The organism is Sphingomonas sp. LHG3443-2 (assembly GCF_049896405.1).
In the GTDB taxonomy this organism is placed as follows: Bacteria; Pseudomonadota; Alphaproteobacteria; order Sphingomonadales; family Sphingomonadaceae; genus Sphingomicrobium.
This window is the reverse complement of sequence record NZ_JAFCUG010000001.1, coordinates 1,130,227-1,153,592: the sequence shown is the minus strand read 5'-3', so window position 1 is coordinate 1,153,592 and position 23,366 is coordinate 1,130,227. Positions and strand designations below refer to the sequence as shown.

Here is a 23,366-nt window from a genome sequence, read left to right as displayed (position 1 = left end):
GCTACGGAACTTGCGAACGCCTCGCAATAGCAAATGCGCAGAAAGCGCTTGGGAGGGTTAGCCCTCGATCACCACCTCGGTGCCCATCTCGGTCAGTGGGTAGAGCTTCTTGGCGAATTCAAGCGGAAGCCGGACGCAGCCATGACTGGCCGGATAACCCGGCAGCGCACCACCATGAAAGGCGATGCCCATTTCGTCGTACATCTGCATGTAGGGCATCGGCGCATTGTCATACTTGCGGCTGAAGCCCTTCACCTGCTTGCGGAACACCTTCCAATAGCCAAGCGGGGTTTCCTTGCCTTTCTTGCCCGAGGAGATGGTGCTGACCCCGACCAGCGCGTCGCCCTTGTAGACAAACATAAGCTGCTGCATCCGGTCGATCACCACCTTGGCCGGTGCGTCGGGAATGGTCGCGGCCCACAGATACTGGCCTGGCTTCAGCGCCAGGTTGCCGAACTGCGCTTTCGCCTGCTGCGTCGCCTTGGGCGCATGGCCGTTGGTCCACTCATAAGGGAGCTGCACTGTCGGCACGGGCCGCGGCGCCTCGGCGACCTTGGTCGGCGTGGTGGCGCAACCGGCCAGCAGGGCGGCAACAAGCGCGAGCGGCGCGAAACGAAGAGCGGTGGTGCGATTCATGGTCGGCAGCCATCGCAAATGGCTCCATGACGTCAAGTGTCCGGTAAATCGCGATTTAAAGCCTTTTAGCCGCCGATCCCCGTGTCGGCCGGTGGCGCAGCGTTGACGTGGCTCCAGATCGCGCTGACCACCACCGAGCCTTCGCCGACGCTTGAAGCCACGCGCTTGACCGAGCCCGAGCGCACGTCGCCCACAGCAAAGATGCCGGGGCACGAGGTGGCATAGCTGCTTGCGCCCCCGACTTCGCGCCCCGTGCGGACGAAACCGGCGCGGTCGAGTTCGACAAGACCCGATAACCACTCCGTGTTGGGTGCGGCGCCGATCATGATGAACAACGCGCGGCAGCCGACGGACCACTCGCCGTCGCGCCCGCGCACCGTGACCCGCTCGAGATGGTCCCCGCCGTCCAGCCCGCACAACTGGCTGCCGGTATGGATCTCGATCCGCGGGTCGGCCTCCAGCCGCCCGCGGAGATAAGCGCTCATCGTCTCCGCAAGGCCTGACCCGCGCACCAGCACGTGCACCTTTCGCGCGACGCGGGAGAGATACATGGCGGCCTGCCCGGCGCTGTTGCCGCCACCGACCACGATCGCTTCGGTGTTGTGGCAGAAGCGGGCTTCCATCTCGGTTGCGGCATAATTGACGCCTGCCCCCTCGAAGCTCGCCAGCCGGTCGATGGGCAGGCGGCGGTACTGGACCCCGGTCGCAACCAGCACCGCACGGGTGCATAATTCTTCGCCATCATCGAGCGTGACGCAAAAGCCGTCGTCGCGCCGGGTCAGCCCCTCGACACGCCGGGGCATGGCGAAGCAGGTGCCGAACTTCATCGCCTGCACCTGCCCGCGGAACACGAGGTCGGCGCCCGAGATGCCCGTCGGAAACCCCATGTAATTCTCGATCCGGCTGCTGGTCCCAGCCTGCCCGCCAATGGCATTGTCCTCGACCACCAGGGCGCGCAGCCCTTCCGACCCGGCATAAACGGCGGCAGCGACCCCGGCGGGTCCGGCCCCGACGATGATGAGGTCAAGGGCCTCAGCCGGCCGCGCCTTGAGGTCGAGGCCGAAATGCCGCGCGACCTTGCGCGGCGTGGGATCGGCGATGGCCACGGCGTTGATGGTGACCCCGGGCGTGCCTTCGGCGACGTCGCGGAAGGGCAGGCGATTGCGGTTGAGGAAGCTCGCCACCCGAGCCACCGCGGCGTCATGCTCGGCACCGGTGACGATGATGCTGCTGTCACCCGATTCGAAGATGCGCCTCCGGCGCGCAGCAAAGACGGTGAGGATGTGGTCGCCGATCTCGGGGACATCGCTCATCAGCCGGAGCATGGCCGAGCGCGGAACCTCGATGGTGCTGGTGTCCACCGAACCCCGCATCGACAGGGTCATCGGCCCGCCCTTGGAGAAACGCCAGCTCGCCCATGAACTGGCCCGGGCGAAGGGTCGCATCATGCACCCGCTTGCCGGTCACCGGATCCGCGACCTCGATCTCACCTCCCTCGACCAGCACGAAGCGATCCTGCGAAGCGGCCGCTTCAAGGATGATGTCACCGGCACGGTAGCGGCAGACAGAAGCGATGGCGCGGATTGCCGCTATCTGATCGTCCGCGAACGGACGCGGTGCCATGGTGTCAAGATCGCCGCCGATGGAGTCCATGGGCTTCACTGTGAACGCCGCTCGGCTTGGCGCTAGGTCTAGTCAGCTTGGCGATGAAATCACCGGGGGATGCGTCCGAATGCGGGATTGAGTCGTAATAACGTGAGGTTAACCGTCTTGGTCAGCCCTGTAGGAGTTCCGCCCCCGCCCCTGCCCCCCTCAGGAAGGATCATCAATGAGAACCCGTCTAGCCGCGCCCTTGCTCATCGCCGCGTCGTTCTTCACCGCCACTTCAGCGTCCGCAGAGACGGTGTACGGCCTGACTTCCACCCGCATCGTCACGTTCGATTCGAGCAGCCCCGGGACCATCCTGTCGAGCAGCCCGATCACCGGCATCACCGGGAATGTCAGCCTCAAGGGCATCGACTTTCGTCCGGCTGACGGCCAGCTCTATGCGCTGGGTAGCAACGGCAATCTTTATCGCCTGACGCTCAACGGCAATACGTACCAGGCAGCCGACCTCGGCGCCCTTTCCACCGCGGTCGGGGGCAGCTCGACCGGATTCGATTTCAATCCGACGGTCGATCGCCTGCGCATCACGACGGACACTAACCAGAATCTGCGGGTCAATCCCAACACAACGCCACCGGGCGTAATCGTGGACGGTGCCATCACCTTGAATGGCAGCAGCAACATCGACCTGGTCGGGTCGGCCTACACCAACAGCTTCGCCGGCACGACCAGCACGGCGCTCTACGGCCTCGATGCCTTCACCGATGCACTGGTGCGGTCGACCGATGCCAACGCCGGCACCTACGTCAACACCAACACCGCTGGTGGCCTGTTCGGGCCGCTTGGCGTGACCTTTACCAATTCGGACCTTGTTGGGTTCGACATTTCGGGCGTCACCAACGCCGGTTTCTTCAACCTCAACGACGGCTTCTTCAGCGTCAACCTGACCACTGGCGCGGCAACGCGCATCGGGACCATCGGCGCGGGCAGCCTAATCGGGCTGTCGCTCGCGCCCGCCGCGGCGGTGCCCGAGGCCGGGACCTGGGCGCTGATGCTGATCGGGTTCGGAGCCATCGGCGCGAGCATGCGCCGCCGGCGTTCGGCAACTGCCAGGCTGGCCCGACTGGCCTAGGCAGCCGAGGAGCGAGCCTGCGGGTGTTCTCCCCCGCTCCCCGCAGGTTCGCTCATTCCCATTCGATCGTGCCAGGCGGTTTCGACGTATAGTCGTAGACCACCCGGTTGATCCCCTGCACCTCATTGACGATGCGGGTCGCCACACGGCTCAGGAATTCCGAGCTGAACGGATAAACATCGGCGGTCATGCCATCGACGCTGGTCACCGCCCGCAGCGCGCAGACATAGTCGTAGGTGCGCGCGTCGCCCATCACGCCGACGGTACGGACCGGAAGCAGCACCGCAAAAGCCTGCCAGATGGCATCGTACAGCCCGGCATTGCGGATCTCCTCGAGGTAGATGAGGTCCGCCTTGCGCAGGATGTCGCACTTCTCCTTGCTGACCTCGCCCGGGATGCGGATGGCGAGGCCAGGCCCCGGAAACGGGTGGCGACCGACAAAGGCCGGCGGCAGGCCAAGCTCGACGCCAAGCTCACGCACCTCGTCCTTGAACAATTCGCGAAGCGGCTCGACCAGCTTCATGTTCATGCGCTCGGGCAGTCCACCGACATTGTGATGGCTCTTGATCGTCACCGACGGGCCCCCGGTGAAGCTGACGCTTTCGATCACGTCGGGATAGAGCGTGCCTTGCGCCAGGAAATCGGCGCCGCCGATCTTGGTCGCTTCGGCCTCGAACACTTCGATGAAGGTCTTGCCGATGAACTTGCGCTTGGCCTCGGGATCGCTGACCCCGACGAGGCCCGACAGGAACAGCTCCTCGGCGCGGACGTGGACCAGCGGGATGTTGTAGTGGCCGCGGAACAGGGAGACGACCTGATCGGCCTCGGCGCTGCGCATCAGGCCGTGATCCACGAACACGCAGGTCAGCTGCTCGCCGATCGCCTCGTGGATGAGAACGGCGGCAACCGCGCTGTCCACCCCGCCAGACAGGCCGCAGATGACCCGGCCCGAACCGACCTGCGCGCGGATGTCGGCGATCTTCTGATCGCGGTAGGCCGCCATCGACCACTCGCCCGAGCAGCCGCAGATGTGCCGAGCGAAGTTCGCCAGCAGCTTGCCGCCGTCCGGGGTGTGGACCACTTCCGGGTGGAACATCAGGCTGTAGCGGCGGCGCTCTTCGTCGGTGGCGATGGCAAAGGGCGCCCCTTCGGAGGCGGCGACGACCGAGAAACCGGGCGCGAGGCTCTCGACCCGATCGCCGTGGCTCATCCACACCTGATGCCGCTCGCCGACCTGCCACAGCCCGTCGAACAGGGCGGAGGGGGCCACCACCTCTATAAAGGCTCGGCCGAATTCCTTTTGGTCGGAGGTGACGACCTTGCCGCCAAGCTGCTGGTGCAGCGTCTGCTGGCCGTAGCAGATGCCGAGCAACGGCAGGCCGCTGTCGAACAAAGCCTGCGGGGCGCGCGGACTGTCGTCCCAGGTCACCGACGAGGGACCGCCGGAGAAGATAACGCCCTTGGGGTTCAGCTGCTCAAAGGCTTCTTCGGCGGCGTTGAAGGGCGCGATCTCGCAATAGACTCCTGCTTCGCGGATGCGGCGGGCGATGAGCTGGGTCACCTGGCTGCCGAAGTCGACGATCAGCAGGGTTTCGGCCGGTTGCATGAGGCGGCTGCGCTCCGTTTGGCGGACATGAGAAAAGGCGCCGAAGCCCTATGGCTCCGGCGCCTTCCTGTCCACCGCGGCGGACCGCTTTAGCGGTTAGACGCGGTTGACCTTGAGGTCGGAAATACGGCCATTGCGATCGAACTTACAGTCGAAACGAAAATTGCCGCGAACCTGATTGTAGCCGTTGTTGTACGGCTGGTTGTACCCACCGTACGGCTGATTGTAGCCGCCGTAATAAGGCTGACCATAATTACCCTGGTAAGCAGCGTTGGTCGCTAGGCCATAGACCCGCATGTTGCCGTTCTTGGTCCGGTTAACGCGATCGATCTGGGCGACGCGATAGACCGTTCCCTGGTTATAGGCATAACCCGGGTTATAGCCGCCATACGGGTTGTTATAACCACCAGCGTAGCGACCGTTGAGACGCTGCTCGGTCGCCGCAGCGCACTGCTGCACCGCGACGCGCTCCTGGTCGTAGTTGCCGACACCGTAATACTGGTTGTAGCCGTAGGGGTTCTGGCCGCGCAGAATGGAGTTCAGCACCGCGCCGGTGATCACGTCACCAAGCCCGCCGCCGCCATAGCCCCCGCCGGGATAATATTGCGCCGCGGCCGGGGCCGCCGCACCGATCGAGATCGCCGCAACCGCGGCCGCACCCGTCAGGATCTTTGAAACAGCCTTCATGGCCACTGCCTCCTATTCTTCCGCAGACGTTTCTTCGCCTGTTGCAACGCTTTTGAACGATTCGCGCTGCATCATCTCTGAATGCCCTGTTTGCCCCAGTTCACTTTTCTTACCGGAGCGGCGCCAAAAGGGGAGTTTTCAGCCATTCAGAAAAGTTTGCTTTACTGCACGTGATAGTTGACAAAGCAAAAAAGTTCGTTTCGCGTACCGAAACGAGCGGAACTCGGCCCCGTCGATACGTGTTTTTACGGTCAAACGGAGTCACGAAAAATGAAGCGCCTAGCAACCTTGGCGGCAGCCATTGCCGTCGCGGTGGCGACCCCTTGCGCCGCCGCTTCTTCCAACTCGTTCGGACCTGACGAAAGCCCGGCGGCCCTGATGGCCGCATCGGCCGCCGTCGCTGCTGCCCGCGACCATGCCGAGCCGGTGATTGCCGAGCGCGCGCTGAAGCCGGGTGGTTTCTGGTGGGCGTCCGAGGCCCCGACCGACGGCAACATCGAAGTCGTCGTCAGCCTCCAGGACCAGCATGCCTATGTGTATCGCGCTGGCGAGCTGATCGGCGTCTCGACCATTTCGAGCGGCAAGCCGGGCAAGGACACGCCCCCGGGTATCTTCCCGATCCTCGAAAAGAAGCGGATGCACCACAGCCGCAAGTACGACAATGCACCGATGCCCTTCATGCAGCGCCTCGATCAATATGGCATTGCGCTGCACGCGGGTGCCATCCCGGGTCGCCCGGCCAGCCACGGCTGTGTCCGCCTGCCCGCGGCGTTCGCGTCCAAGCTGTTCGCGATGACCAAGGTCGGTGACCGGGTGGTGATCGGCTGACGAGATCAGCCGGCGAGGGTGTCTCCCCTTCTCTCGCCGGCTGCCCTCTCTCGCGAGCCTATGTGGTGATGGCAGTCCCAGCCTCCCCGACCGATCGGCCGGGGAGGCTGTCGGTTATTCTTACTTGATCTCGAGGCCGGTGAAGCGGGCCATGAAGGCCGTCACGTCGCTGGCTTCCTCGATGATCTTGTCGGTCGGCTTGCCCGAGCCGTGACCGGCGCGGGTTTCGATCCGGATCAGCTGCGGCGCGCCGGTCGGATGGGCGTTCTGCAACGCCGCCACATATTTGAAGCTGTGGCCGGGCACGACGCGGTCATCCGTGTCGGCGGTAGTGACCAGGATCGCCGGGTAAGCGACGTTGGCCTTGATGTTGTGGTAGGGCGAATAGGCCAGCAGGGTGCGGAAATCGGCTTCCTTGTTGGGGTAGCCATAATCGTCGACCCAGTACCGCCCGGCGGTGAAGCGGTCGAAGCGCAGCATGTCCATGACGCCAACCGCCGGATTGGCCGCCGCGAACAGGTCGGGACGCTGATTGACCACCGCACCAATCAGCAGGCCGCCGTTCGATCCACCCTGGATGGCGAGGCCGCCCTTCGGCGTCACGCCCTGCGCGATCAGCGCTTCGCCAGCGCCGATGAAGTCGTCGAACACATTCTGCTTGTTGGCGAGACGGCCGGCATCGTGCCACGCCTTGCCATATTCACCGCCGCCGCGGATGTTCGCCAGAACATAAGCGCCGCCCTGCTCCAGCCAGGCGAGGCGCGTCGCCGAGAAGCTCGGTGTCAGCGAGACGTTGAACCCGCCATACGCATAAAGCAGCGTCGGCGCCGGGCCGGTCACCCCGCGCTTGCGAACGATGAACATCGGCACGCGGGTGCCATCCTTGGACGCGAAGAAGCGCTGTTCGACGGTGAAGTCGTCGGGGTTGAACAGCAGCTTCGGCTCGAACCAGGCGGTGCTGGCGTTCGAGCGGACGTCGTAGCGGTAGATGGTCGACGGGCGGTTGAAGCTGGTGAAGGCGAAGAAGGTCTCGGGATCGTCGAGATCGCCCGAGAAACCACCCGCTGTGCCGAGACCCGGAAGCTCGATCACCCGCTCGCGCGCACCCGTCAGGCTGTGCACGCGCACTTCGGTCGACGCGTCCTTCAGGTAGGAGGTGATGAGCTTGCCACCGACCAGGCTCGACGCGCTCAGCGTTTCGGCCTGCTCGGGCACGATGGTGCGCTTGTTCGGCCGCGCCGCGTTGACGTCGATCGCCACCACCTTGAGGCGCGGCGCGCCATCGTTGGTCTGGAAATAATAGGTCGAACCGCGATTGCCGATGTAGCTGTAATCGTGGGTGAAGCCCGGGATCAGCACGCGGCGGGTGGGCTTGGCCTTCTGCCAATCGACCAGCGTCACCTCATAACGCTCGTCGGTGCCGCTGGACGAGGTCACGACCAGGGTCGAACCATCGTCGCTGACGGTCGCAGTGTTGCTGAGTTCGGGCTTGTCCGGCCGGTCGAACATCAGCCGGTCGGCGCTCTGCGCGGTGCCGAGGCGGTGGTAGTAGACCGCCTGGTTCTTGTTCAGCGACTGGAAGTCCTGGCCTTCGCCGCTTTCGGGGAAGCGCGAATAGAAGAAGCCGCGATTGTCCTTGGACCACGACAGGCCCGAGAACTTCACCCACTTGATTTCGTCGCCGACCACCTTGCCGGTGTTGACGTCGAGCACCTTCAGGGTGCGCCAGTCAGAGCCGCCGTCCTGGATTGCATAGAGCAGATAGCGGCCGTCCTCGCTCGGCACCCATTCGGCGAGCGCGGTGGCGCCGTCGGTGCTGAAGGTGTTGGGATCGATTAGCAGCCGCTCAGGCCCGTTGACGCTGTCGCGCACATAGAGCGGCGACTGGTTCTGGAGGCCCGTGTTGCGGGCATAGAAATAGCGGCTGCCCTTCTTCACCGGCACGCCGACACGCTCGTAGTTGTAGAGCTCGGTCATGCGCTTCTTGAGGATGTCGCGGCCGGGCAATGTGTCGAGGAAGGCGTCAGTGACCTTGTTCTGTTCGGCGACCCAGGCGGCGACCGCCGGATCCTTGCGAACGTCGTTCTCGAGCCAGCGGTACGGGTCGGCAACAGCGGTCCCGAACTGCGTTTCACTGACGTTGCCGCGCTGCGTCGCGGGATAGGTGAGCGCGGCGGGCGCAGCAGGCGCGGCTGCGGGCGCTGCGGCCTCCATCGGCGGCGGGGCGGAAACGGGTTCAAGCGGCGGAGTGGTCGAGCAGGCGGCGATCGGGAGGGTCATCAGGATCAAGCTCTTGCGCATGGAAGTCCCTTGGGTCGGGTTGGGGTCAGCAAGTGCTAGGCAGCGCGCCCGCGAAGGGCAAGCTTGCCTCTCATCCCAAACCGTCGCATCCCCGACCCATGACCCTCGTCAACACCGACTTCCACGCCGCGGCCGAGGCCGAATTTGATGCCATGATCGCGCTTCGCCGCGCGATCCATGCCGATCCGGAGCTCGGGCTGCACTGCACCCGAACCAGCGCCAAGCTGAAGGCGTCGCTCGAGGGCTTGCCGCTGGAAATCCGCGACTCGACGAGCACCAGCGGCTTCGTCGCCATTCTGCGTGGCGCCCGTCCCGGCCGCACCGTGCTGCTGCGCGGCGACATGGACGCGCTTCCGATCCACGAGGAAACCGGGCTGGAGTTCGCCTCGCAGACCGACGGCAAGATGCACGCCTGCGGACACGACACCCATTCGGCCATGCTCTCGGCGGCCGCGCGCATCCTCAGCGCCCAGCAGGCGAGCCTTGAAGGCACGGTGGTCTTCATGTTCCAGCCGGGCGAGGAAGGCCATCACGGCGCCCGCTTCATGATCGAGGACGGGCTGCTCGACGATCCGGCGCCCGATGGCGCCTTTGCGCTCCACATCTGGCCGACGCTGAAGGGCGGCCAGGTCACCAGCCGCGAAGGCGCGCTGCTTGCCTCGACCGACGCGCTCAACGCCACCATTCGCGGCCGCGGCGGCCATGCCGCGATGCCCTATCAGGCGGTCGATCCGATCCCCGTCGCTTGCGAAGCGGTCGGCGCGCTCCAGCATTGGATCGCTCGGCGTGTGCCGTTCTTCGATTCGGCGGTCATCTCGATCACCCAGATCCACGCCGGAACCGCCTACAACATCATCCCTGAAGTGGTGGAGCTGAAGGGCACGCTGCGCACCCTGTCCGACACCCGCCGCGAGGCCGGCCGCGCCGCCTTCGAGCAAATCGTGAAGGGTGTCGCCGCCACCCACGATTGCACCGCCGAGGTGCGCATCGACCAGGGCTATCCCGCCACCCGCAACGACCCGCGCGCCGTCGCCATGATCGAAACGCTGGCCACCGACCTGTTCGGCGAGGGCACCTACGAAGAAATGTCGAGCCCGGTAATGGGCGGCGAAGACTTCGCCTACGTGCTCCAGAAGGTGCCCGGCTGCATGGCCTTCATCGGCGTGGCGCCGGAGGGTCACGAAGATCCCGAAAGCCGCCCCTCGCTCCATCACCCGCAGATGACGCTGGAAGAGAGCTGGCTGAGCCGCGGGGTGGCGCTTCACTGTGCCTTCGCGACGCGCTTTCTGGGGCGGGGGTGGGAGTAAGCCCGATGCGGGAACTGACGCTCCGCGGGGTGGTGCTCGGCGCCGTCCTTACCCTGCTGTTCACCGCCGCCAACGTCTATCTCGGGCTCAAGATCGGCCTGACCTTTGCGACCAGTATTCCCGCCGCGGTGATCTCGATGGCGGTGCTGAAGGCGTTTCGCGACACCACCATCCAGGAAAACAACATCGTCCAGACGATCGCGTCGGCGGCAGGCACGCTGAGCGCGATCATCTTCGTGCTTCCGGGCCTAGTGATGATCGGTTGGTGGACGGGCTTCCCCTACTGGCTGTCGGTCGCAGTGATCGCGATCGGCGGAATCCTCGGCGTGATGTATTCGGTGCCGCTCCGCCGCGCCTTGGTAACGGGCAGCGACCTCCCCTATCCCGAAGGCGTCGCCGCTGCCGAAGTGCTGAAGGTCGGCGCAGGCGTCGGCGGAGCGGAGGAGAACAAGAAGGGTCTCGCCGCCATCATCCTCTCCTCGCTGGTCAGCGCCGGCTATGCGCTTGCGACCCAGCTCAAGCTGGTGGTCGCCGAAGCCGCGCGCACGGTGCCGGTGGGCGCCGGCGGCACCACGCTTTCGGGCAGCCTCAGCCTCGCACTGATCGGGGTCGGGCACCTTGTCGGCCTCGGCGTCGGGATCGCGATGGTTGTCGGGCTGGTGATCAGCTGGGGCGTTCTGGTCCCCTGGTTGACCGCCCTCACCCCGGCCGCCGCCGGCGTGGAGCTTGGCGACCATGTCGGCAACATCTTCCGCTCCGAAGTCCGCTTCATCGGCGCCGGCACCATCGGCGTCGCCGCCATCTGGACCCTGCTCAAGATTCTGCCGGCGATCAGCCGCGGCATCGCGGGCGCGCTGGCCGCCAGCCGCCAGCGCGCAGGCGGCGGACAGGAAAGCTTGCCGCTGACCGAGCGCGACTTGCCGATCAAGCTGATCGGCGGCGCGATCCTGCTGCTGATGCTGCCGATCGCGGGGCTGCTCGCTTTCTTCGTCAGCGGCACCGATCTGCATGAGCACGTCGGCGCCCTGATCGGCTTCAGCCTCGCCTACATCCTCGTCGCGGGCATCATCATCGCCAGCGTGTGCGGCTACATGGCGGGCCTGATCGGCGCGTCGAACAGCCCGATCTCGGGCGTCGGCATCCTTGCCGTGCTCGGCATCAGCCTGATCCTCGCCGCGCTGTTCGGGGGCGAGCTGACGCCCGACACGACCCGGACGTTGGTCGCCTTCGCACTGTTCGTCACCGCGGTGGTGTTCGGCATTGCCACCATCTCCAACGACAACCTCCAGGACCTCAAGACCGGCCAATTGGTCGGCGCGACGCCTTGGCGGCAACAGGTGGCGCTGGTGCTGGGCGTGCTGTTCGGGGCATTGGTGATCCCGCCGATCCTCGACTTGCTGAACGGCGCCTTCGGGTTCCAGGGCGCGCCGGGCGCGAGCGAGAATGCGCTTGCCGCCCCGCAGGCCGCGCTGATCTCCGCCATCGCGCAGGGCGTGCTGGGCGGGAACCTGCGCTGGGACCTGATCGGCATCGGCGCTGCCATCGGCGCGGTAGTCGTCGTGATCGACGAACTCCTCCGCCGCACCGGCAAGAAGAGCCTGCCCCCGCTCGCGGTCGGCATGGGCATCTACCTGCCGATGGCGCTGACCCTGCTGATCCCGATCGGCGCGCTGCTCGGCTACCTCTACAATCGCTGGGCTGAGCGCTCCGGCAATTACGAGGTCAAGGAGCGGCTCGGTGTCCTGATGGCGACCGGCCTGATCGTCGGCGAAAGCCTGTTCGGGGTCGCCTTCGCAGGCGCGGTAGCGGCGACTGACGATGACACGCCGTTGAGCCTGTTCCCGGACGGTTTCGAGCCCAGCGTCCTCCTCAGCATTGCGCTTTTCACCGCCGCCGTGCTGTACCTCTACCACTCCACCCGCCGCAGCGCCGCCGCCCTCCCGCCGGTGGCCGGCGAGCCGGGCATCGCGCAAGAAGCGACCTACCGATGACCCCCAAGTATCTCGGCCAGAACAGCGGCCTTCCTGCCTCTCCTGAAGAAGCCGCGCTCGATTATGTGCCGAACCCTCGGGTCGGCAGCCTCTACCTCGTCCGTTTCGCCGCGCCCGAGTTCACCTCGCTTTGTCCCGTAACCGGCCAGCCCGATTTCGCGCACCTCGTCCTCGACTATGCGCCGGGCGACACCATCGTCGAATCCAAGAGCCTCAAGCTGTTCCTCGGCTCGTTCCGCAATCATTGCGGGTTCCATGAGGACGTGACCGTCGGAATCGGCCAGCGCCTGTTCGACGAGATGAAACCGACGTGGTTGCGTATCGGCGGCTACTGGTATCCGCGCGGCGGCATACCGATCGATGTGTTCTGGCAGTCGGGTCCTCCGCCTGAAGGCCTGTGGGTGCCCGATCAAGGCGTGGCGAGCTATCGCGGGAGAGGATGATGGACGATCTGGTCTCGGTCTCGTGGCTGGCCGCCAACATGGGTTCGGCCGACGTGGTGGTGCTGGACGCGAGCTGGCACCTCGATCCCAAGCGCGATGGCCGCGCCGAATATGAGAAGCGCCACATCCCCGGCGCGCGTTTCTTCGACCTCAAGAGCTTGTCCGATCCCGCTGCCGGCTCGCCCCACATGCTGCCGAGCGCCGAGGCGTTCGGACAGGCGATGGAGGAACTCGGCGTGGCGTCGGACGACCGCATCATCGTCTATGACGACAGCGCCATCCACACTTCGGCCCGGGCCTGGTTCATGCTGCGCCACTTTGGCGCAAGCCAGGTCGCGATCCTCGATGGCGGGCTGCAATGCTGGATCGCCGAAGGTCAGCCGGTCACCGCCGACCCGCCGCCTGCCCGCCCCGCCCGCTTCGACGCAAAGGTCGAACGCCCGCAGACAGTGGCAACCAAGTCCGAGCTGCTGCGCGGAGTCGGCATGCCGATCGCCGACGCCCGCTCGGCCGAGCGCTTCAAGGGCGACACGCCCGAACCGCGGCCTGGGATCGAACCCGGCCATATCCCCGGCTCGCGCAACCTGCCGATGAGCGATCTCTACAGCCCTGATGGACGCTTCCGCCCGGTCGGAGAGCTCAAGGCCGCTTTCACCGCGGCTGGTGTCGATCCGGAACGGCCCTTCGTCGCCAGCTGCGGATCGGGCGTCACCGCCAACAGCCTGATCTTCGCCGCGCGCCTGCTCGGCAATCGCGACACCCGGCTTTACGATGGAAGCTGGAGCGAGTGGGGCGCGGACCCACTGACCCCCAAGGAACGCGGCTAAAAGGTCAGGCGCGGCCCGCGAACAGGGCTTCGATCCCGGCAAGGTCACGGCGCAGCGTGTCGCCAAGCACCGCCAGCGCTGCCGGATGGGTCTTCTCGCCGCTGCCCTCGGCACCGATCAGCGCTTCGATCCCTGCCGCAGCCGCACCTGCTGCCGCAACCGAGCGGCTGTCCGCACAAGCCTGCACCGCGGGCGGGCTTAGCGGAAGCAGCGCTTCAAAGGTGATGTCGTCCAGATTGCGGCGCGGACGGCCCTCGAACATCTCGACCAGCGCGAGCGCCTTGCGGACGCTACGCAGGCGATCGACGGCCTCGCCATACGGGGCTCCGGTCGCGGGCTGTTCGGGCTGAAAATGGATCATGCGACTCGAAGTAAAGCCGCGTGGTTGAGAAGACGTAAACGGGCCCGACCCGCCGCCTCGCAGCGGGGCCCGTCAGCTCAGCCAGCCGGCGCGTCGAGGTCGCGAAGGATCCAGCCGCGCTGGGGGATGGTCTCGATGAACTCGGCCCCATTGCTCGCCATCCGAAGCTTCTTGCGGAGCTTGGAGATGAACACGTCGATGATCTTGGGCTGCGGCTGATCGTCGGCGCGGCGATAGAGGTGCTTCAGCAGCATGGTGCGCGTGACGACATTGTTGCGCGCGAAGGCGAGCAGTTCGAGGACGCGATATTCCATTTCGGTAATCGCGATTGGGTGGCCGTCGATGCGGATCAAGCGCTGCACCTGGTCCACGCTCATCCGCCCGCCGCACAGGGTTGGCGGAAGCTCCGATCCTTGCGCTTTCAGGCTGGCGAGCAGCTTGGAAGCGACATCGTCGGCATCGTCACGCGCGCCAAGACTGACCGGAGCGCCGATCAGCTGCTGCTGAAGCTCGGCCACTAGGGCATGCGCTTCGTCAGCGAACTTGGTCCCCTCCTCGAATCGCTTGCGCGATCTTTCGAGCAAGGCTTCGACCTCGACCAGCCGGGCGGAAATCGTATCGTCGGCCATTCTACCCCCCGTCCCTCTTGTTCTGATTACGGCGTCTGAACCGATGCGTCCTGACCGTCGCCCGCCGGCGCCGAGAGGATGTTCTGGGTCAGCGCGCCCTTGTCGACCACGGCAGTGTCCGGACTTCCGGCGACGGAGCGGGCGCCAAGCGCCGCGCGGTCTGCGCCAGCCTTTTCAAGGAGACCGGTCTCGCTCGCCGGACGCGGCGCGGGGCCGCCGAACAAGGCCTGGATGGCCTGACCCTGCGCCCCTTCAGCGCTGAGGCTGGCAGTGCCGGCACGCGGCGGCGTCAGGCTGTAATCGGGCGGGATCACTAGCGGCGCGTTGCGGGCCACCCGGAACTCATCGAGGTTCGACCCGGCACCACCGCCGATGCCGAGCGCCGCGCAGCCGGACAGGGCCAGCCCGGCACCGAGGAGAGAAAGAAGGGAAAGCTGCTTACGCATTGTCAGGCTCTTTCGAAGGCTTTGGCTCGCGGACCAGAAAGGCGCGCAATATCAGGATCACGACGCCGATGCTAATGCATGCGTCGGCAACATTGAAGACCAGGAACGGGCGGAACTCGCCGATGTGCAGGTCGAGGAAGTCGAATACGTAGCCAAGCCGGGCGCGGTCGACGATATTGCCGAGGGCGCCGCCCAGCACCAGGCCGAGCGCCAGCTGGTCGCCGCGTTGCTCCTCGCGGGTCAGCCACCAGGCGACCACACCGGCGATCACCGCCGTCATGGCAACCAGCAGCCAGCGGCTGGTGTCGTTGCCGGCGGTCAGCAGGCCGCGTGAAATGCCGCGGTTGTGGACCCGGGTCAGGTCGAAGAAGGGCAGGACGTCGATGGTCTGGCCTTCCACGGTGAGCCCGATCGGACCGGCGGTCAGCCATTTGGTGAACTGGTCCAGGACGAACATCCCGCCCGCCAGCGCGAACCCGGCACGACCTCTCACGCCACCACCTCGCCACAGCGATTGCAGAGGTCACCGTCCTCCTCGACCTCGGGCAGGTGGCGCCAGCAGCGGCCGCACTTCTGATAGTCGGTGCGGTGCGCGACCACTGCCGGGCCTTCGACCACCGTGCCGGTGTCGAGCAGCACTTCGGAGACGATGAACAGCTCGGCCAGTTCGTCGGCGGCTAGCATCGGACGGTCGGCGGTGTCGGGCAGCCCGATCGCCACCTTGGCTTCAAGGCTGGACCCAATCACCTTTTCACGGCGCATCGGTTCGATCTCGGCGGTCACCTGCTCACGCAGCGCGCGGTAGGACGTCCAGATCTCGAGCAAGCGGGCGTCGGCGGCATCCGGCAGTTCCGGCCACTCGCTGAGGTGGACCGACGGCGCGTCCGGATAGCGGGTCGCCCACACTTCCTCGGTGGTGAAGACCAGGATCGGCGCGAACCAGCGGACCAGCGCGTGAAACAGGGTGTCGAGCAGGCTGCGATAGGCGCGGCGCTTGGGATCGTCGGCCGCGTCGCAATAGAGACAATCCTTGCGGATATCGAAATAGAAGGCCGACAAATCGTTGTTGCAGAAGTCGGTCAGCGCGCGGGCGTAGCCATTAAAGTCATAGACCGCGACCGCCGCCTTCAGCTCCTCATCGAGCTTGCTCAGCAGCGCCAGCATGTAGCGCTCGAGCTCCGGCATCTCGGCCAGGTCGGTGACCCGCTCCGCTTCCTCATACCCCTCGAGCGCACCCAGCAGGTAGCGGAAGGTGTTGCGGATCTTGCGATAGCTGTCGGAGACGCCGGCGAGGATTTCCTTGCCGATGCGGTGGTCTTCGGTGAAATCGACCGACGCGACCCACAGGCGCAGGATGTCGGCCCCGGTTTCTTTCATCAGGTCGAGCGGATTGACCGTGTTCCCCAGGCTCTTGGACATCTTCATGCCCTTGGAGTCCATGGTGAAGCCGTGGGTCAGAACCGTGTCGTAGGGCGCCCGGCCACGGGTCGCACAGCTTTCCAGAAGCGAGGACTGGAACCAGCCGCGGTGCTGGTCGGAGCCTTCGAGGTAAAGATCGGCGGGCCAGCGCTGCTCGGGCCAGTGGCCGCTTTCCAGCGTGAAGACATGGGTGCAGCCGCTGTCGAACCAGACATCGAGGATGTCGGTGACCTGTTCGTAATCGTCGGGATTGCGGCCCTCACCCAGGAAGTGCTGGACGGCGCCTTCCTCGGTCCAGGCGTCGACGCCCTTCTCACGGACGGCGGCGACGATGCGGGCGTTTACCTCCGGGTCGACCAGATATTTGCCGGTCTTGCGATCGACGAACAGGGTGATCGGCACGCCCCACGCGCGCTGACGGCTGAGCACCCAGTCGGGGCGGCCTTCGACCATCGAGCCGATGCGGTTGCGGCCCTTGTCGGGGACGAAGCGGACGCGCTCGATTTCGGACAGGGCAATGGAGCGGAGCGTCCGTCCCTCGACTTCGCTCGGGACTAGCGGATTTTCTTCTCCGTTCGTGCCGAGCGAAGTCGAGGCACCGATCGGCCGGTCCATCGCCACGAACCATTGCGGGGTGCAGCGGTAGATGACGCGGGCCTTGGAGCGCCACGAGTGCGGATAGGAATGGCTGAAGTCACCCGCGCTCAGCAGCGCCCCGGCCTCGCGGAGGTCGGAGCAGATCGGGCCTTCGGGACCGTTGAACCTGGGATTGATGACCGAGCCCTGCCCGCCCAGCCACAGCCAGTCCTCGCGATACTTGCCGTCGCCCTCGACCGCGAAGACGGGGTCGATGCCGACCGCCTTGCACGCCTCGAAATCCTCTTCGCCATGGTCGGGCGCCATGTGGACGAGGCCGGTGCCGGCGTCCGTGGTGACGTGGGGCGCGGCGATCAGCGGGCGCGGCTTGGCGAAAAAGCCGCCAAGGTGGTGCATGGGGTGGCGGGCGATGGTGCCGGCGAGGTCGGAGCCTTTGAAGTCTGGCGCGCTTACGTCGAAGCGCTCGATTTCGCCGGAAGATGCTCGCTCCATTAAGTGCGTGCGAGTGAGAAAAGCGGGCACCAGATCCTCGGCAATCAGGTACCGCTGCTTGGTCCCATCCTGCTGCGAGACATGCACCAGCAAGTATGCGATGTCCTCGCCGAACGCGATCGCCTGGTTAACCGGGATCGTCCAAGGCGTAGTCGTCCACACCACCGCATGGGCACCCACGAGGCTCTGCAGGGGACTCTCGACGATCTCAAACGCGACATCGATCTGGGTCGAGGTGACGTCCTCATATTCGATCTCGGCTTCAGCCAGCGCGGTCTTTTCGACCGGGCTCCACATCACCGGCTTGGCGCCGCGATACAGCTGGCCGCTTTCGGCGACCTTGCACAGTTCGCCGACGATGGTCGCCTCGGCGCTAAAGGCCATCGTCAGATAGGGCTTGTCCCATTGTCCCAAGATGCCGAGCCGCTGGAACTGCTCGCGTTGTACGTCGACCCAATGCTGGGCGTAGGCGCGGCATTCGGCGCGGAACTCGGCCGGCGGGACCTCGTCCTTGTTGCGTTTCTTCTTGCGATACTGTTCCTCGACCTTCCACTCGATCGGGAGGCCGTGGCAGTCCCAACCGGGCACATAAGGCGCGTCCTTGCCCAGCAAAGTCTGGGTGCGGACGACGAGATCCTTCAGCGTCTTGTTGAGGACATGGCCGATGTGGATGTCCCCGTTGGCGTAGGGCGGGCCGTCGTGAAGAATGAACTTCTCGCGGCCCTCTCGGGCGGCGCGGAGCTGGCCGTAGAGATCGGCTTCCTTCCACCGGGCCAGGATTGCCGGCTCCTTCTGCGGCAGGCCGGCCTTCATCGGGAAGGCGGTCTTGGGCAGGAACACGGTGTCGCGCCAATCCCTCTTCTCAGAGGCATCGCGCTTAGCGGGGGTTTGTTCGTCCGACATTTGGCGGCGGCTCTAGCGGGGCACGACTAGAGCAGCAACCGCCGTGCCTCGGCCTCGTCGCTGCGCATCTGCAGGCTAAGCGCGTCCATGCTGTCGAAACGGCGCTCGGGGCGGAGGAAATGGTGCAGCGCGACCTCGATCTCCTGGCCGTAGAGATCGCCCGACCAGTCGAACAGATAGGCTTCGAGCAGCTCCACCGGCGGTTCGAAGGTCGGGCGCACGCCGACATTGGCGACTCCGGCAACCTCGCTTCCGTCCGGCAGCCGCACCCGCACCGCATAGATGCCGTAGGCCGGTCGTTGATAGCTGCCGAGCGTGAGGTTGGCGGTGGGATAGCCAAGCTCCCGCCCACGCTTGTCGCCATGCTGGACGGTTCCACGAATAGCGAACGGCCGAGTGAGGAGACGGGTCGCGGTCGCGCAGTGGCCCATGCCAAGCGCCTCGCGGATCCGGCTTGAACTGACCGGCTCCTCCCCCAGCATCACGGGCGCAACCCCTTCCGCTGACAAGCCGCGAGCCGCGCCCAGCTCTCGCAGCACCACGGCATTGCCGCCGCGCCGCGCGCCGAAGGTAAAGTCCTCTCCCGTGACTACCGCGGTCGCGCCGACTTTCTCGGCGAGCAGGGCGACGAAATCCTCTGCGCTGGTGGCCGCCAGCGGCGCCCCGAAGTCGAACACCAGCATGGCGTCCGCCCCCGCTCCCGCGAACAGCTCCTCGCGCTGGTCGAGGGTGGTCAGCCGGAACGGTGCGGCGTCGGGCTTGAAGAAGCGGACGGGATGGGGGTCGAAGGTCGCGACCACCGCCGGCCGCTGCTCATGCGCCGCCCGTGCCACCGCCCGCCCGACCACCGCTTGGTGGCCGAGGTGAAAGCCATCGAAATTGCCAAGGGCCACGACACTGCCCCGGAAGCGGTCCGGGATGCCGTCGGCCAGGAGGAGGCGCTGCATCTTGGTCGCGGCTGTAGGCGAGACTGTGCCGAACCGCTAGTGAGCCGTTGACTCTGCGGCCACCCGAGCATATCTGGCGCCCATCCCGTTCCTCCGGTCCCGGCGGCGCTCTCGTTGCGTCCGCCGTTTTGGCGTTAGTCTGGATTGGAATGCGGGGTGCAAGCGACGAGATGGGTTGGCATCACCGCCGGCCTGTGGAGCTAACCAGAGGAAGAACGCACCTTCATGGCACGTATCGCCGGGGTCAACATCCCCACCAACAAGCGCGTCGAAATCGCGCTGACCTACATCCACGGCATTGGTCGCACCAAGGCCAAGGAAATCGCCGCCAAGCTGAACATCGCTTCCGAGCGCCGGGTTCAGGACCTGACGGACCAGGAAGTTCTGTCGATCCGCGAGACAATCGACGCCGATCACACGGTCGAGGGCGACCTCCGCCGCGAGACCGCGATGAACATCAAGCGGCTGATGGACCTCGCATGCTATCGCGGCCTGCGCCACCGCAAGGGCCTTCCGGTCCGCGGCCAGCGCACGCACACCAATGCGCGCACCCGCAAGGGCAAGGCCAAGCCGATCGCTGGCAAGAAGAAGTAACTGACACAGCGGCCATCCTGTGGATGGTCGCGCTGCAGTTACTCCGCCGGACGGCGGTTTCTTTCCGCGAAATGCAAATCAGCCTTCGGGCTTGGATGTAGGAACACACTATTATGGCACGCGAACCCCAGCGCCTTCGGCGCCGCGAGCGCAAGAACATCTCGGCGGGCGTTGCCCACGTGAATGCGAGCTTCAACAACACCATGATCACCATCACCGACGCGCAGGGCAATGCGATTGCCTGGTCGAGCGCCGGCATGATGGGCTTCAAGGGCAGCCGCAAGTCGACCCCCTACGCCGCGCAGGTCGCGGCCGAGGATGCCGGCCGCAAGGCTGCCGACCACGGCGTCCGTACGCTCGAGGTCGAGGTCAAGGGTCCGGGGTCGGGTCGTGAGAGCGCGCTTCGCGCCCTCCAGGCCGTCGGCTTCCAGATCACCTCGATCCGCGACGTGACCCCGATCCCGCACAACGGCGTCCGTCCGAGCAAGCGTCGCCGCGTCTAACCGGCGCGCCGACCTTCTCGTACCTACCCCGTATCTCCAGGGGGCCGGACGCGGCCCCCGCTGCCAAGGAAGACAAATGGCCGTCAACGCAAAGAACTGGCAGGAACTGAAGAAGCCGAACGCGCTGGAGCGCAAGGTCGCCGGCGACGCCCGCCGCAAGGCCGTGTTCGTGGCCGAGCCGCTGGAGCGTGGCTTCGGCATGACGCTCGGCAACTCGCTGCGCCGCGTGCTGCTCTCCAGCCTCCAGGGCGCCGCGATCACCTCGATCAAGATCGAAGGCGTGCTGCACGAATTCTCGAGCCTCGCCGGGGTTCGCGAGGACGTCACCGACATCGTTCTCAACACCAAGCAGGTCGCGCTGAAGTTCGAGGGCGAGGGCCCCAAGCGCCTTCACCTCACCGCCACTGGTCCCGGCCCGGTCACCGCCGGCCAGATCCAGACCACCGGCGACATCGAGATCACCAACCCCGATCTCGTGATCTGCCACCTCGACCAGGGTGCTACGCTCAACATGGAACTGACCGCGGACGTCGGTAAGGGCTATGTCGCAGCGGCCAACAACCGCCCGCTCGACGCGCCGATCGGCCTGATCCCGATCGACTCGCTCTACAGCCCGGTTCGCCAGGTCGCCTACAAGGTGGAAAACACCCGCGTCGGCCAGGAACTGGACTATGACAAGCTGACGCTGACGGTCGAGACCGACGGCACCGTGACCCCGGAAGAAGCCGTCGGCTATGCCGCGCGCATTCTCCAGGACCAGCTTGCGCTGTTCGTCGGCTTCGACGACCAGAGCTACCGCTCGGCCTCGCCGATGATCGGCCAGGCGGCTCCGTCCGCCGCTCCGATGGCCGGCGGCGGCGCTGTGCCGGAAACCACCGACACCAACCAGCTCAATCGCTACCTCCTCAAGAAGGTGGACGAGCTCGAACTGTCGGTCCGTTCGGCCAACTGCCTCAAGAACGACAACATCATCTACATCGGTGACCTCGTCCAGAAGACCGAGGCCGAGATGCTCCGCACGCCGAACTTCGGCCGCAAGAGCCTCAACGAGATCAAGGAAGTCTTGGCCTCGATGGGTCTGCGCCTCGGCATGGACATCCCGGGCTGGCCGCCTGAGAACATCGAAGAGATGGCCAAGAAGCTCGAGCAGGAAATGCTCGGCTAAGGCCCTGCCCCGGCCTCGGCCGGGGCACAGCAGGGTAAGGGCGGTGCCCTCATTCACCGCCTGGCTGGACCTACCTCACACGGGGTCCTGACGAACGACAAAGGAAGAAGATATGCGACATCGCGTTGGCCATCGTAAGCTGCAGCGGACCTCGGCCCACCGCGCGGCCATGTTCCGCAACATGGCGGCTGCGCTCATCAAGCATGAGCAGATCACCACCACCCTCGCCAAGGCGAAGGAACTGCGTCCCTACACCGAGAAGCTGGTGACCCTCGCCAAGAAGGGCGGTCTTTCGAACCGCCGTCTGGCGCACGCCCGTCTCCTCGACGATGCGATGCTGGTGAAGCTGTTCGACGTGCTGGCCGAGCGTTATTCGGCACGCAGCGGCGGTTACTGCCGCGTGGTCAAGGCTGGCATCCGCCAGTCGGACGCCGCGCCGATGGCGATCATCGAATTCGTCGACCGCGACGTCTCGGCCAAGGGCCAGGACAGCGGTCCGGTGATGATCGACGACGAGGACGATCAGCTCGCCGCCTAAGGGCAGCAGAAGCGCCAACAGAAAGGGCCGCCCCGGACACCCGGAGCGGCCCTTTTCTTTTGACCGAAGGTGGCGGCTCAGCGGCGCGGATAACCCGGCTGCGGCACGTTGGCGGCAGCCCGCTCGATCTCCTCGCCAGCCTTGTTCAGCGCCTCGCGGATTACTGGTAGGGTGCGCGCCATCGCCCGGCCGCCGGCAACCACCGCGCCCTTGCTCTGCTCAATGCTGGAGGCGACCTCGCGCTCGTCGGTGCCGGTCACAGAGCGCACAGTGCGCTGGCGGTCCTGGCGGGTCACCGGGCGGTTCTCGACCGCGGCTTCTAGCTCACCCACCGGAAGGTCGAGCAGCGCCTTGGTCACGGCGCCGACCATGTTGCCGATCTGGTCGATCCCGGCACCATCGACGATCTCGGGCGGAAGCTGCGCATAGGCAGGGTCAGAATAGCGCGGCGGCTCGGGCGGACGCGGCGCAACCTGCGCGGCGGCTGGACTTGCCACTGCGGCAAGGATGGCGAGCGAGAGGATTTTACGCATGACAATGTCCTCGGCTGTGAAGCGAATCTGCCGAGGCTATAGCAGAGCAAGCCTAAGCCTGCCTGAACGGCGGTTCAGCGAATGGTGAGCCAAGCCAGCGCCGCTGCGCCAGCGACAATGCGGTACCAGCCGAACGGCGCGAAACCGTAGCGGGTGACAAACCCGACGAAGAGCTTCACCACCACGATCGCCACCACGAAGCTGACCAGGCTGCCGATCAGGATGTTGCCGTACATCGCGGGCTCGATCCGGTCGTGGTGCTTGAGCAGGTAATAAGCCGTCGCCCCTGAGAGGGTCGGCATGGCGAGGAAGAAGCTGAACTCGGCGGCGGTCTTGCGATCGACGCCCAGGGCCATGGCGCCGAGAATGGTCGCGCCCGAGCGGCTGACGCCCGGGATCATCGCCACGCACTGCACCGCGCCGACCAGCGCCGACTGCTTCAGCGACAGGTTCTGGACGCCGTTGCACTCTTTGGGTCGGACGACCTTCTCGAGGATCAGGATGGCGACACCGCCGATGATAAGCGCCCAGCATACGACCACGGCGTTGCCGAGCAGCTTTTCGATCTGGTCACCGATTAGCAGCGCAAGAACTACCGCCGGCACGCAGGCGACGACGAGGTTGCGGACAAAGCGCCAGGCGCCTGCCTCCTTCCGGAACAAACCGGTGAACACGTCCCAGAAGGTTCGCCAGTAGAGCACCACGATGGCGAAGATCGCGCCTGGCTGGATCGCAACGTTGAACGCCTCCCAATCGCTGGCATTGAAGCCGAGCAGTTCGGTGGCGAGGATCAGGTGCCCGGTCGAGCTGACGGGCAGATATTCGGTGAGGCCCTCGACGACGCCGAGGATGATGACCAGCCAGACGATCGGCATG

24 protein-coding genes are annotated in these 23,366 nt (G+C 65.7%); 10 read left to right on the top strand and 14 right to left on the bottom strand.

The window, feature by feature from the left end:
• Window positions 1-57 precede the first annotated feature (57 nt).
• The 3 genes from ACP69Z_RS05715 to ACP69Z_RS05705 form a co-directional block, all read right to left on the bottom strand.
• Window positions 58-636 (bottom strand): L,D-transpeptidase family protein, encoded by a 579-nt coding sequence (locus ACP69Z_RS05715; protein WP_426266560.1) that lies wholly within the window; start codon window positions 634-636, stop codon window positions 58-60.
• A gap of 65 nt (window positions 637-701) precedes the next feature.
• The gene (locus ACP69Z_RS05710; RefSeq protein WP_426266559.1) at window positions 702-1,949 is read right to left on the bottom strand and encodes an NAD(P)/FAD-dependent oxidoreductase; all 1,248 of its coding nucleotides are present in this window, start codon (window positions 1,947-1,949) and stop codon (window positions 702-704) included.
• The gene (locus ACP69Z_RS05705; RefSeq protein WP_426268055.1) at window positions 1,870-2,259 is read right to left on the bottom strand and encodes a cyclic nucleotide-binding domain-containing protein; all 390 of its coding nucleotides are present in this window, start codon (window positions 2,257-2,259) and stop codon (window positions 1,870-1,872) included. The genes ACP69Z_RS05710 and ACP69Z_RS05705 overlap by 80 nt, the downstream gene beginning before the upstream one ends.
• A 205-nt stretch (window positions 2,260-2,464) precedes the next feature.
• On the opposite strand from ACP69Z_RS05705, the gene ACP69Z_RS05700 reads away from it, so the two are divergent.
• A complete protein-coding gene (locus ACP69Z_RS05700) occupies window positions 2,465-3,373 on the top strand; it encodes a DUF4394 domain-containing protein (RefSeq protein ID WP_426266558.1) in 909 nt (302 codons plus the stop codon).
• A 52-nt stretch (window positions 3,374-3,425) separates the two neighbouring features.
• On the opposite strand, the gene guaA is transcribed toward ACP69Z_RS05700, so the two are convergent.
• On the bottom strand, window positions 3,426-4,979 hold the full coding sequence (gene guaA / locus ACP69Z_RS05695; RefSeq protein ID WP_426266557.1) for a glutamine-hydrolyzing GMP synthase: 1,554 nt from the start codon (window positions 4,977-4,979) through the stop codon (window positions 3,426-3,428).
• 96 nt (window positions 4,980-5,075) lie between these two features.
• Window positions 5,076-5,666 (bottom strand): hypothetical protein, encoded by a 591-nt coding sequence (locus ACP69Z_RS05690; RefSeq protein ID WP_426266556.1) that lies wholly within the window; start codon window positions 5,664-5,666, stop codon window positions 5,076-5,078.
• Between the two features lie 270 nt (window positions 5,667-5,936).
• On the opposite strand from ACP69Z_RS05690, the gene ACP69Z_RS05685 reads away from it, so the two are divergent.
• Window positions 5,937-6,494, top strand: coding sequence for a L,D-transpeptidase family protein (locus tag ACP69Z_RS05685; protein WP_426266555.1), 558 nt, complete (start codon window positions 5,937-5,939; stop codon window positions 6,492-6,494).
• Between the two features lie 120 nt (window positions 6,495-6,614).
• On the opposite strand, the gene ACP69Z_RS05680 is transcribed toward ACP69Z_RS05685, so the two are convergent.
• The gene (locus ACP69Z_RS05680) at window positions 6,615-8,708 is read right to left on the bottom strand and encodes a prolyl oligopeptidase family serine peptidase (protein WP_426268054.1); all 2,094 of its coding nucleotides are present in this window, start codon (window positions 8,706-8,708) and stop codon (window positions 6,615-6,617) included.
• Window positions 8,709-8,893: 185 nt separating this feature from the next.
• Between ACP69Z_RS05680 and ACP69Z_RS05675 the strand changes: the two genes are divergently transcribed.
• The 4 genes from ACP69Z_RS05675 to sseA are packed head-to-tail and all read left to right on the top strand — an operon-like array spanning window position 8,894 to window position 13,363.
• Window positions 8,894-10,102 carry a M20 metallopeptidase family protein gene (locus ACP69Z_RS05675; protein ID WP_426266554.1) on the top strand — a complete coding sequence of 403 codons (1,209 nt, stop codon included), beginning with the start codon at window positions 8,894-8,896 and terminating at the stop codon, window positions 10,100-10,102.
• A gap of 5 nt (window positions 10,103-10,107) precedes the next feature.
• Window positions 10,108-12,093: an OPT family oligopeptide transporter gene (locus ACP69Z_RS05670; RefSeq protein ID WP_426266553.1), complete on the top strand. Its 1,986-nt coding sequence runs from the start codon at window positions 10,108-10,110 to the stop codon at window positions 12,091-12,093.
• On the top strand, window positions 12,090-12,536 hold the full coding sequence (gene queF, locus ACP69Z_RS05665) for a preQ(1) synthase (RefSeq protein ID WP_426266552.1): 447 nt from the start codon (window positions 12,090-12,092) through the stop codon (window positions 12,534-12,536). Before ACP69Z_RS05670 ends, queF begins: the two co-directional genes overlap by 4 nt.
• Window positions 12,536-13,363, top strand: a complete 828-nt coding sequence (gene sseA / locus ACP69Z_RS05660) for a 3-mercaptopyruvate sulfurtransferase (protein WP_426266551.1) — start codon at window positions 12,536-12,538, stop codon at window positions 13,361-13,363. Before queF ends, sseA begins: the two co-directional genes overlap by 1 nt.
• A 4-nt stretch (window positions 13,364-13,367) precedes the next feature.
• Here sseA and ACP69Z_RS05655 read toward each other — a convergent pair whose 3' ends face one another.
• The 6 genes from ACP69Z_RS05655 to ACP69Z_RS05630 form a co-directional block, all read right to left on the bottom strand.
• Window positions 13,368-13,724 carry a hypothetical protein gene (locus ACP69Z_RS05655; RefSeq protein ID WP_426266550.1) on the bottom strand — a complete coding sequence of 119 codons (357 nt, stop codon included), beginning with the start codon at window positions 13,722-13,724 and terminating at the stop codon, window positions 13,368-13,370.
• Between the two features lie 77 nt (window positions 13,725-13,801).
• Window positions 13,802-14,353, bottom strand: a complete 552-nt coding sequence (locus tag ACP69Z_RS05650) for a winged helix-turn-helix domain-containing protein (protein WP_426266549.1) — start codon at window positions 14,351-14,353, stop codon at window positions 13,802-13,804.
• 26 nt (window positions 14,354-14,379) lie between these two features.
• Entirely contained in the window at window positions 14,380-14,799 is a 420-nt protein-coding gene (locus tag ACP69Z_RS05645) for a DUF3035 domain-containing protein (RefSeq protein WP_426266548.1), read from the bottom strand.
• Window positions 14,792-15,256, bottom strand: coding sequence for a signal peptidase II (gene lspA, locus ACP69Z_RS05640; protein ID WP_426268053.1), 465 nt, complete (start codon window positions 15,254-15,256; stop codon window positions 14,792-14,794). Before lspA ends, ACP69Z_RS05645 begins: the two co-directional genes overlap by 8 nt.
• 32 nt (window positions 15,257-15,288) lie before the next feature.
• Entirely contained in the window at window positions 15,289-18,210 is a 2,922-nt protein-coding gene (gene ileS, locus ACP69Z_RS05635; protein WP_426266547.1) for an isoleucine--tRNA ligase, read from the bottom strand.
• Between the two features lie 26 nt (window positions 18,211-18,236).
• Window positions 18,237-19,157, bottom strand: coding sequence for a bifunctional riboflavin kinase/FAD synthetase (locus tag ACP69Z_RS05630; protein ID WP_426266546.1), 921 nt, complete (start codon window positions 19,155-19,157; stop codon window positions 18,237-18,239).
• A 225-nt stretch (window positions 19,158-19,382) separates the two neighbouring features.
• On the opposite strand from ACP69Z_RS05630, the gene rpsM reads away from it, so the two are divergent.
• The 4 genes from rpsM (at window position 19,383) to rplQ (ending at window position 21,957) form a co-directional block, all read left to right on the top strand.
• Entirely contained in the window at window positions 19,383-19,751 is a 369-nt protein-coding gene (gene rpsM / locus ACP69Z_RS05625) for a 30S ribosomal protein S13 (protein WP_338502768.1), read from the top strand.
• Between the two features lie 113 nt (window positions 19,752-19,864).
• Complete coding sequence (gene rpsK, locus ACP69Z_RS05620; protein ID WP_029941296.1) at window positions 19,865-20,254, top strand: 30S ribosomal protein S11; 390 nt, start codon at window positions 19,865-19,867, stop codon at window positions 20,252-20,254.
• Window positions 20,255-20,330: 76 nt separating this feature from the next.
• Window positions 20,331-21,419 (top strand): DNA-directed RNA polymerase subunit alpha, encoded by a 1,089-nt coding sequence (locus tag ACP69Z_RS05615; protein ID WP_426266545.1) that lies wholly within the window; start codon window positions 20,331-20,333, stop codon window positions 21,417-21,419.
• 112 nt (window positions 21,420-21,531) lie between these two features.
• Window positions 21,532-21,957 carry a 50S ribosomal protein L17 gene (rplQ, locus tag ACP69Z_RS05610; RefSeq protein ID WP_426266544.1) on the top strand — a complete coding sequence of 142 codons (426 nt, stop codon included), beginning with the start codon at window positions 21,532-21,534 and terminating at the stop codon, window positions 21,955-21,957.
• A 77-nt stretch (window positions 21,958-22,034) separates the two neighbouring features.
• On the opposite strand, the gene ACP69Z_RS05605 is transcribed toward rplQ, so the two are convergent.
• Window positions 22,035-22,490 carry a hypothetical protein gene (locus ACP69Z_RS05605; protein ID WP_426266543.1) on the bottom strand — a complete coding sequence of 152 codons (456 nt, stop codon included), beginning with the start codon at window positions 22,488-22,490 and terminating at the stop codon, window positions 22,035-22,037.
• Between the two features lie 74 nt (window positions 22,491-22,564).
• Entirely contained in the window at window positions 22,565-23,365 is an 801-nt protein-coding gene (locus ACP69Z_RS05600) for an undecaprenyl-diphosphate phosphatase (RefSeq protein ID WP_426266542.1), read from the bottom strand.
• Between the last annotated feature and the right edge of the window lies 1 nt (window position 23,366).

Bases quoted from the DNA above. Each gene is read 5' to 3' on its own strand.
- ACP69Z_RS05700 (WP_426266558.1), top strand. From the start codon at position 2,465: ATGAGAACCCGTCTAGCCGCGCCCTTGCTCATCGCCGCGTCGTTCTTC.
- rpsK (WP_029941296.1), top strand. From the start codon at position 19,865: ATGGCACGCGAACCCCAGCGCCTTCGGCGCCGCGAGCGCAAGAACATC.
- queF (WP_426266552.1), top strand. From the start codon at position 12,090: ATGACCCCCAAGTATCTCGGCCAGAACAGCGGCCTTCCTGCCTCTCCT.
- ACP69Z_RS05615 (WP_426266545.1), top strand. From the start codon at position 20,331: ATGGCCGTCAACGCAAAGAACTGGCAGGAACTGAAGAAGCCGAACGCG.
- rplQ (WP_426266544.1), top strand. From the start codon at position 21,532: ATGCGACATCGCGTTGGCCATCGTAAGCTGCAGCGGACCTCGGCCCAC.
- rpsM (WP_338502768.1), top strand. From the start codon at position 19,383: ATGGCACGTATCGCCGGGGTCAACATCCCCACCAACAAGCGCGTCGAA.
- ACP69Z_RS05690 (WP_426266556.1), bottom strand. From the start codon at position 5,666: ATGAAGGCTGTTTCAAAGATCCTGACGGGTGCGGCCGCGGTTGCGGCG.
- ACP69Z_RS05670 (WP_426266553.1), top strand. From the start codon at position 10,108: ATGCGGGAACTGACGCTCCGCGGGGTGGTGCTCGGCGCCGTCCTTACC.
- ACP69Z_RS05645 (WP_426266548.1), bottom strand. From the start codon at position 14,799: ATGCGTAAGCAGCTTTCCCTTCTTTCTCTCCTCGGTGCCGGGCTGGCC.
- ACP69Z_RS05655 (WP_426266550.1), bottom strand. From the start codon at position 13,724: ATGATCCATTTTCAGCCCGAACAGCCCGCGACCGGAGCCCCGTATGGC.
- ACP69Z_RS05605 (WP_426266543.1), bottom strand. From the start codon at position 22,490: ATGCGTAAAATCCTCTCGCTCGCCATCCTTGCCGCAGTGGCAAGTCCA.
- ACP69Z_RS05710 (WP_426266559.1), bottom strand. From the start codon at position 1,949: ATGAGCGATGTCCCCGAGATCGGCGACCACATCCTCACCGTCTTTGCT.
- ACP69Z_RS05675 (WP_426266554.1), top strand. From the start codon at position 8,894: ATGACCCTCGTCAACACCGACTTCCACGCCGCGGCCGAGGCCGAATTT.
- ACP69Z_RS05685 (WP_426266555.1), top strand. From the start codon at position 5,937: ATGAAGCGCCTAGCAACCTTGGCGGCAGCCATTGCCGTCGCGGTGGCG.
- sseA (WP_426266551.1), top strand. From the start codon at position 12,536: ATGGACGATCTGGTCTCGGTCTCGTGGCTGGCCGCCAACATGGGTTCG.
- ACP69Z_RS05650 (WP_426266549.1), bottom strand. From the start codon at position 14,353: ATGGCCGACGATACGATTTCCGCCCGGCTGGTCGAGGTCGAAGCCTTG.
- ACP69Z_RS05630 (WP_426266546.1), bottom strand. From the start codon at position 19,157: ATGCAGCGCCTCCTCCTGGCCGACGGCATCCCGGACCGCTTCCGGGGC.
- ACP69Z_RS05705 (WP_426268055.1), bottom strand. From the start codon at position 2,259: ATGGCACCGCGTCCGTTCGCGGACGATCAGATAGCGGCAATCCGCGCC.
- ACP69Z_RS05715 (WP_426266560.1), bottom strand. From the start codon at position 636: ATGAATCGCACCACCGCTCTTCGTTTCGCGCCGCTCGCGCTTGTTGCC.
- guaA (WP_426266557.1), bottom strand. From the start codon at position 4,979: ATGCAACCGGCCGAAACCCTGCTGATCGTCGACTTCGGCAGCCAGGTG.
- ACP69Z_RS05600 (WP_426266542.1), bottom strand. From the start codon at position 23,365: ATGCCGATCGTCTGGCTGGTCATCATCCTCGGCGTCGTCGAGGGCCTC.
- ACP69Z_RS05680 (WP_426268054.1), bottom strand. From the start codon at position 8,708: ATGGAGGCCGCAGCGCCCGCAGCCGCGCCTGCTGCGCCCGCCGCGCTC.
- lspA (WP_426268053.1), bottom strand. From the start codon at position 15,256: ATGTTCGTCCTGGACCAGTTCACCAAATGGCTGACCGCCGGTCCGATC.
- ileS (WP_426266547.1), bottom strand. From the start codon at position 18,210: ATGTCGGACGAACAAACCCCCGCTAAGCGCGATGCCTCTGAGAAGAGG.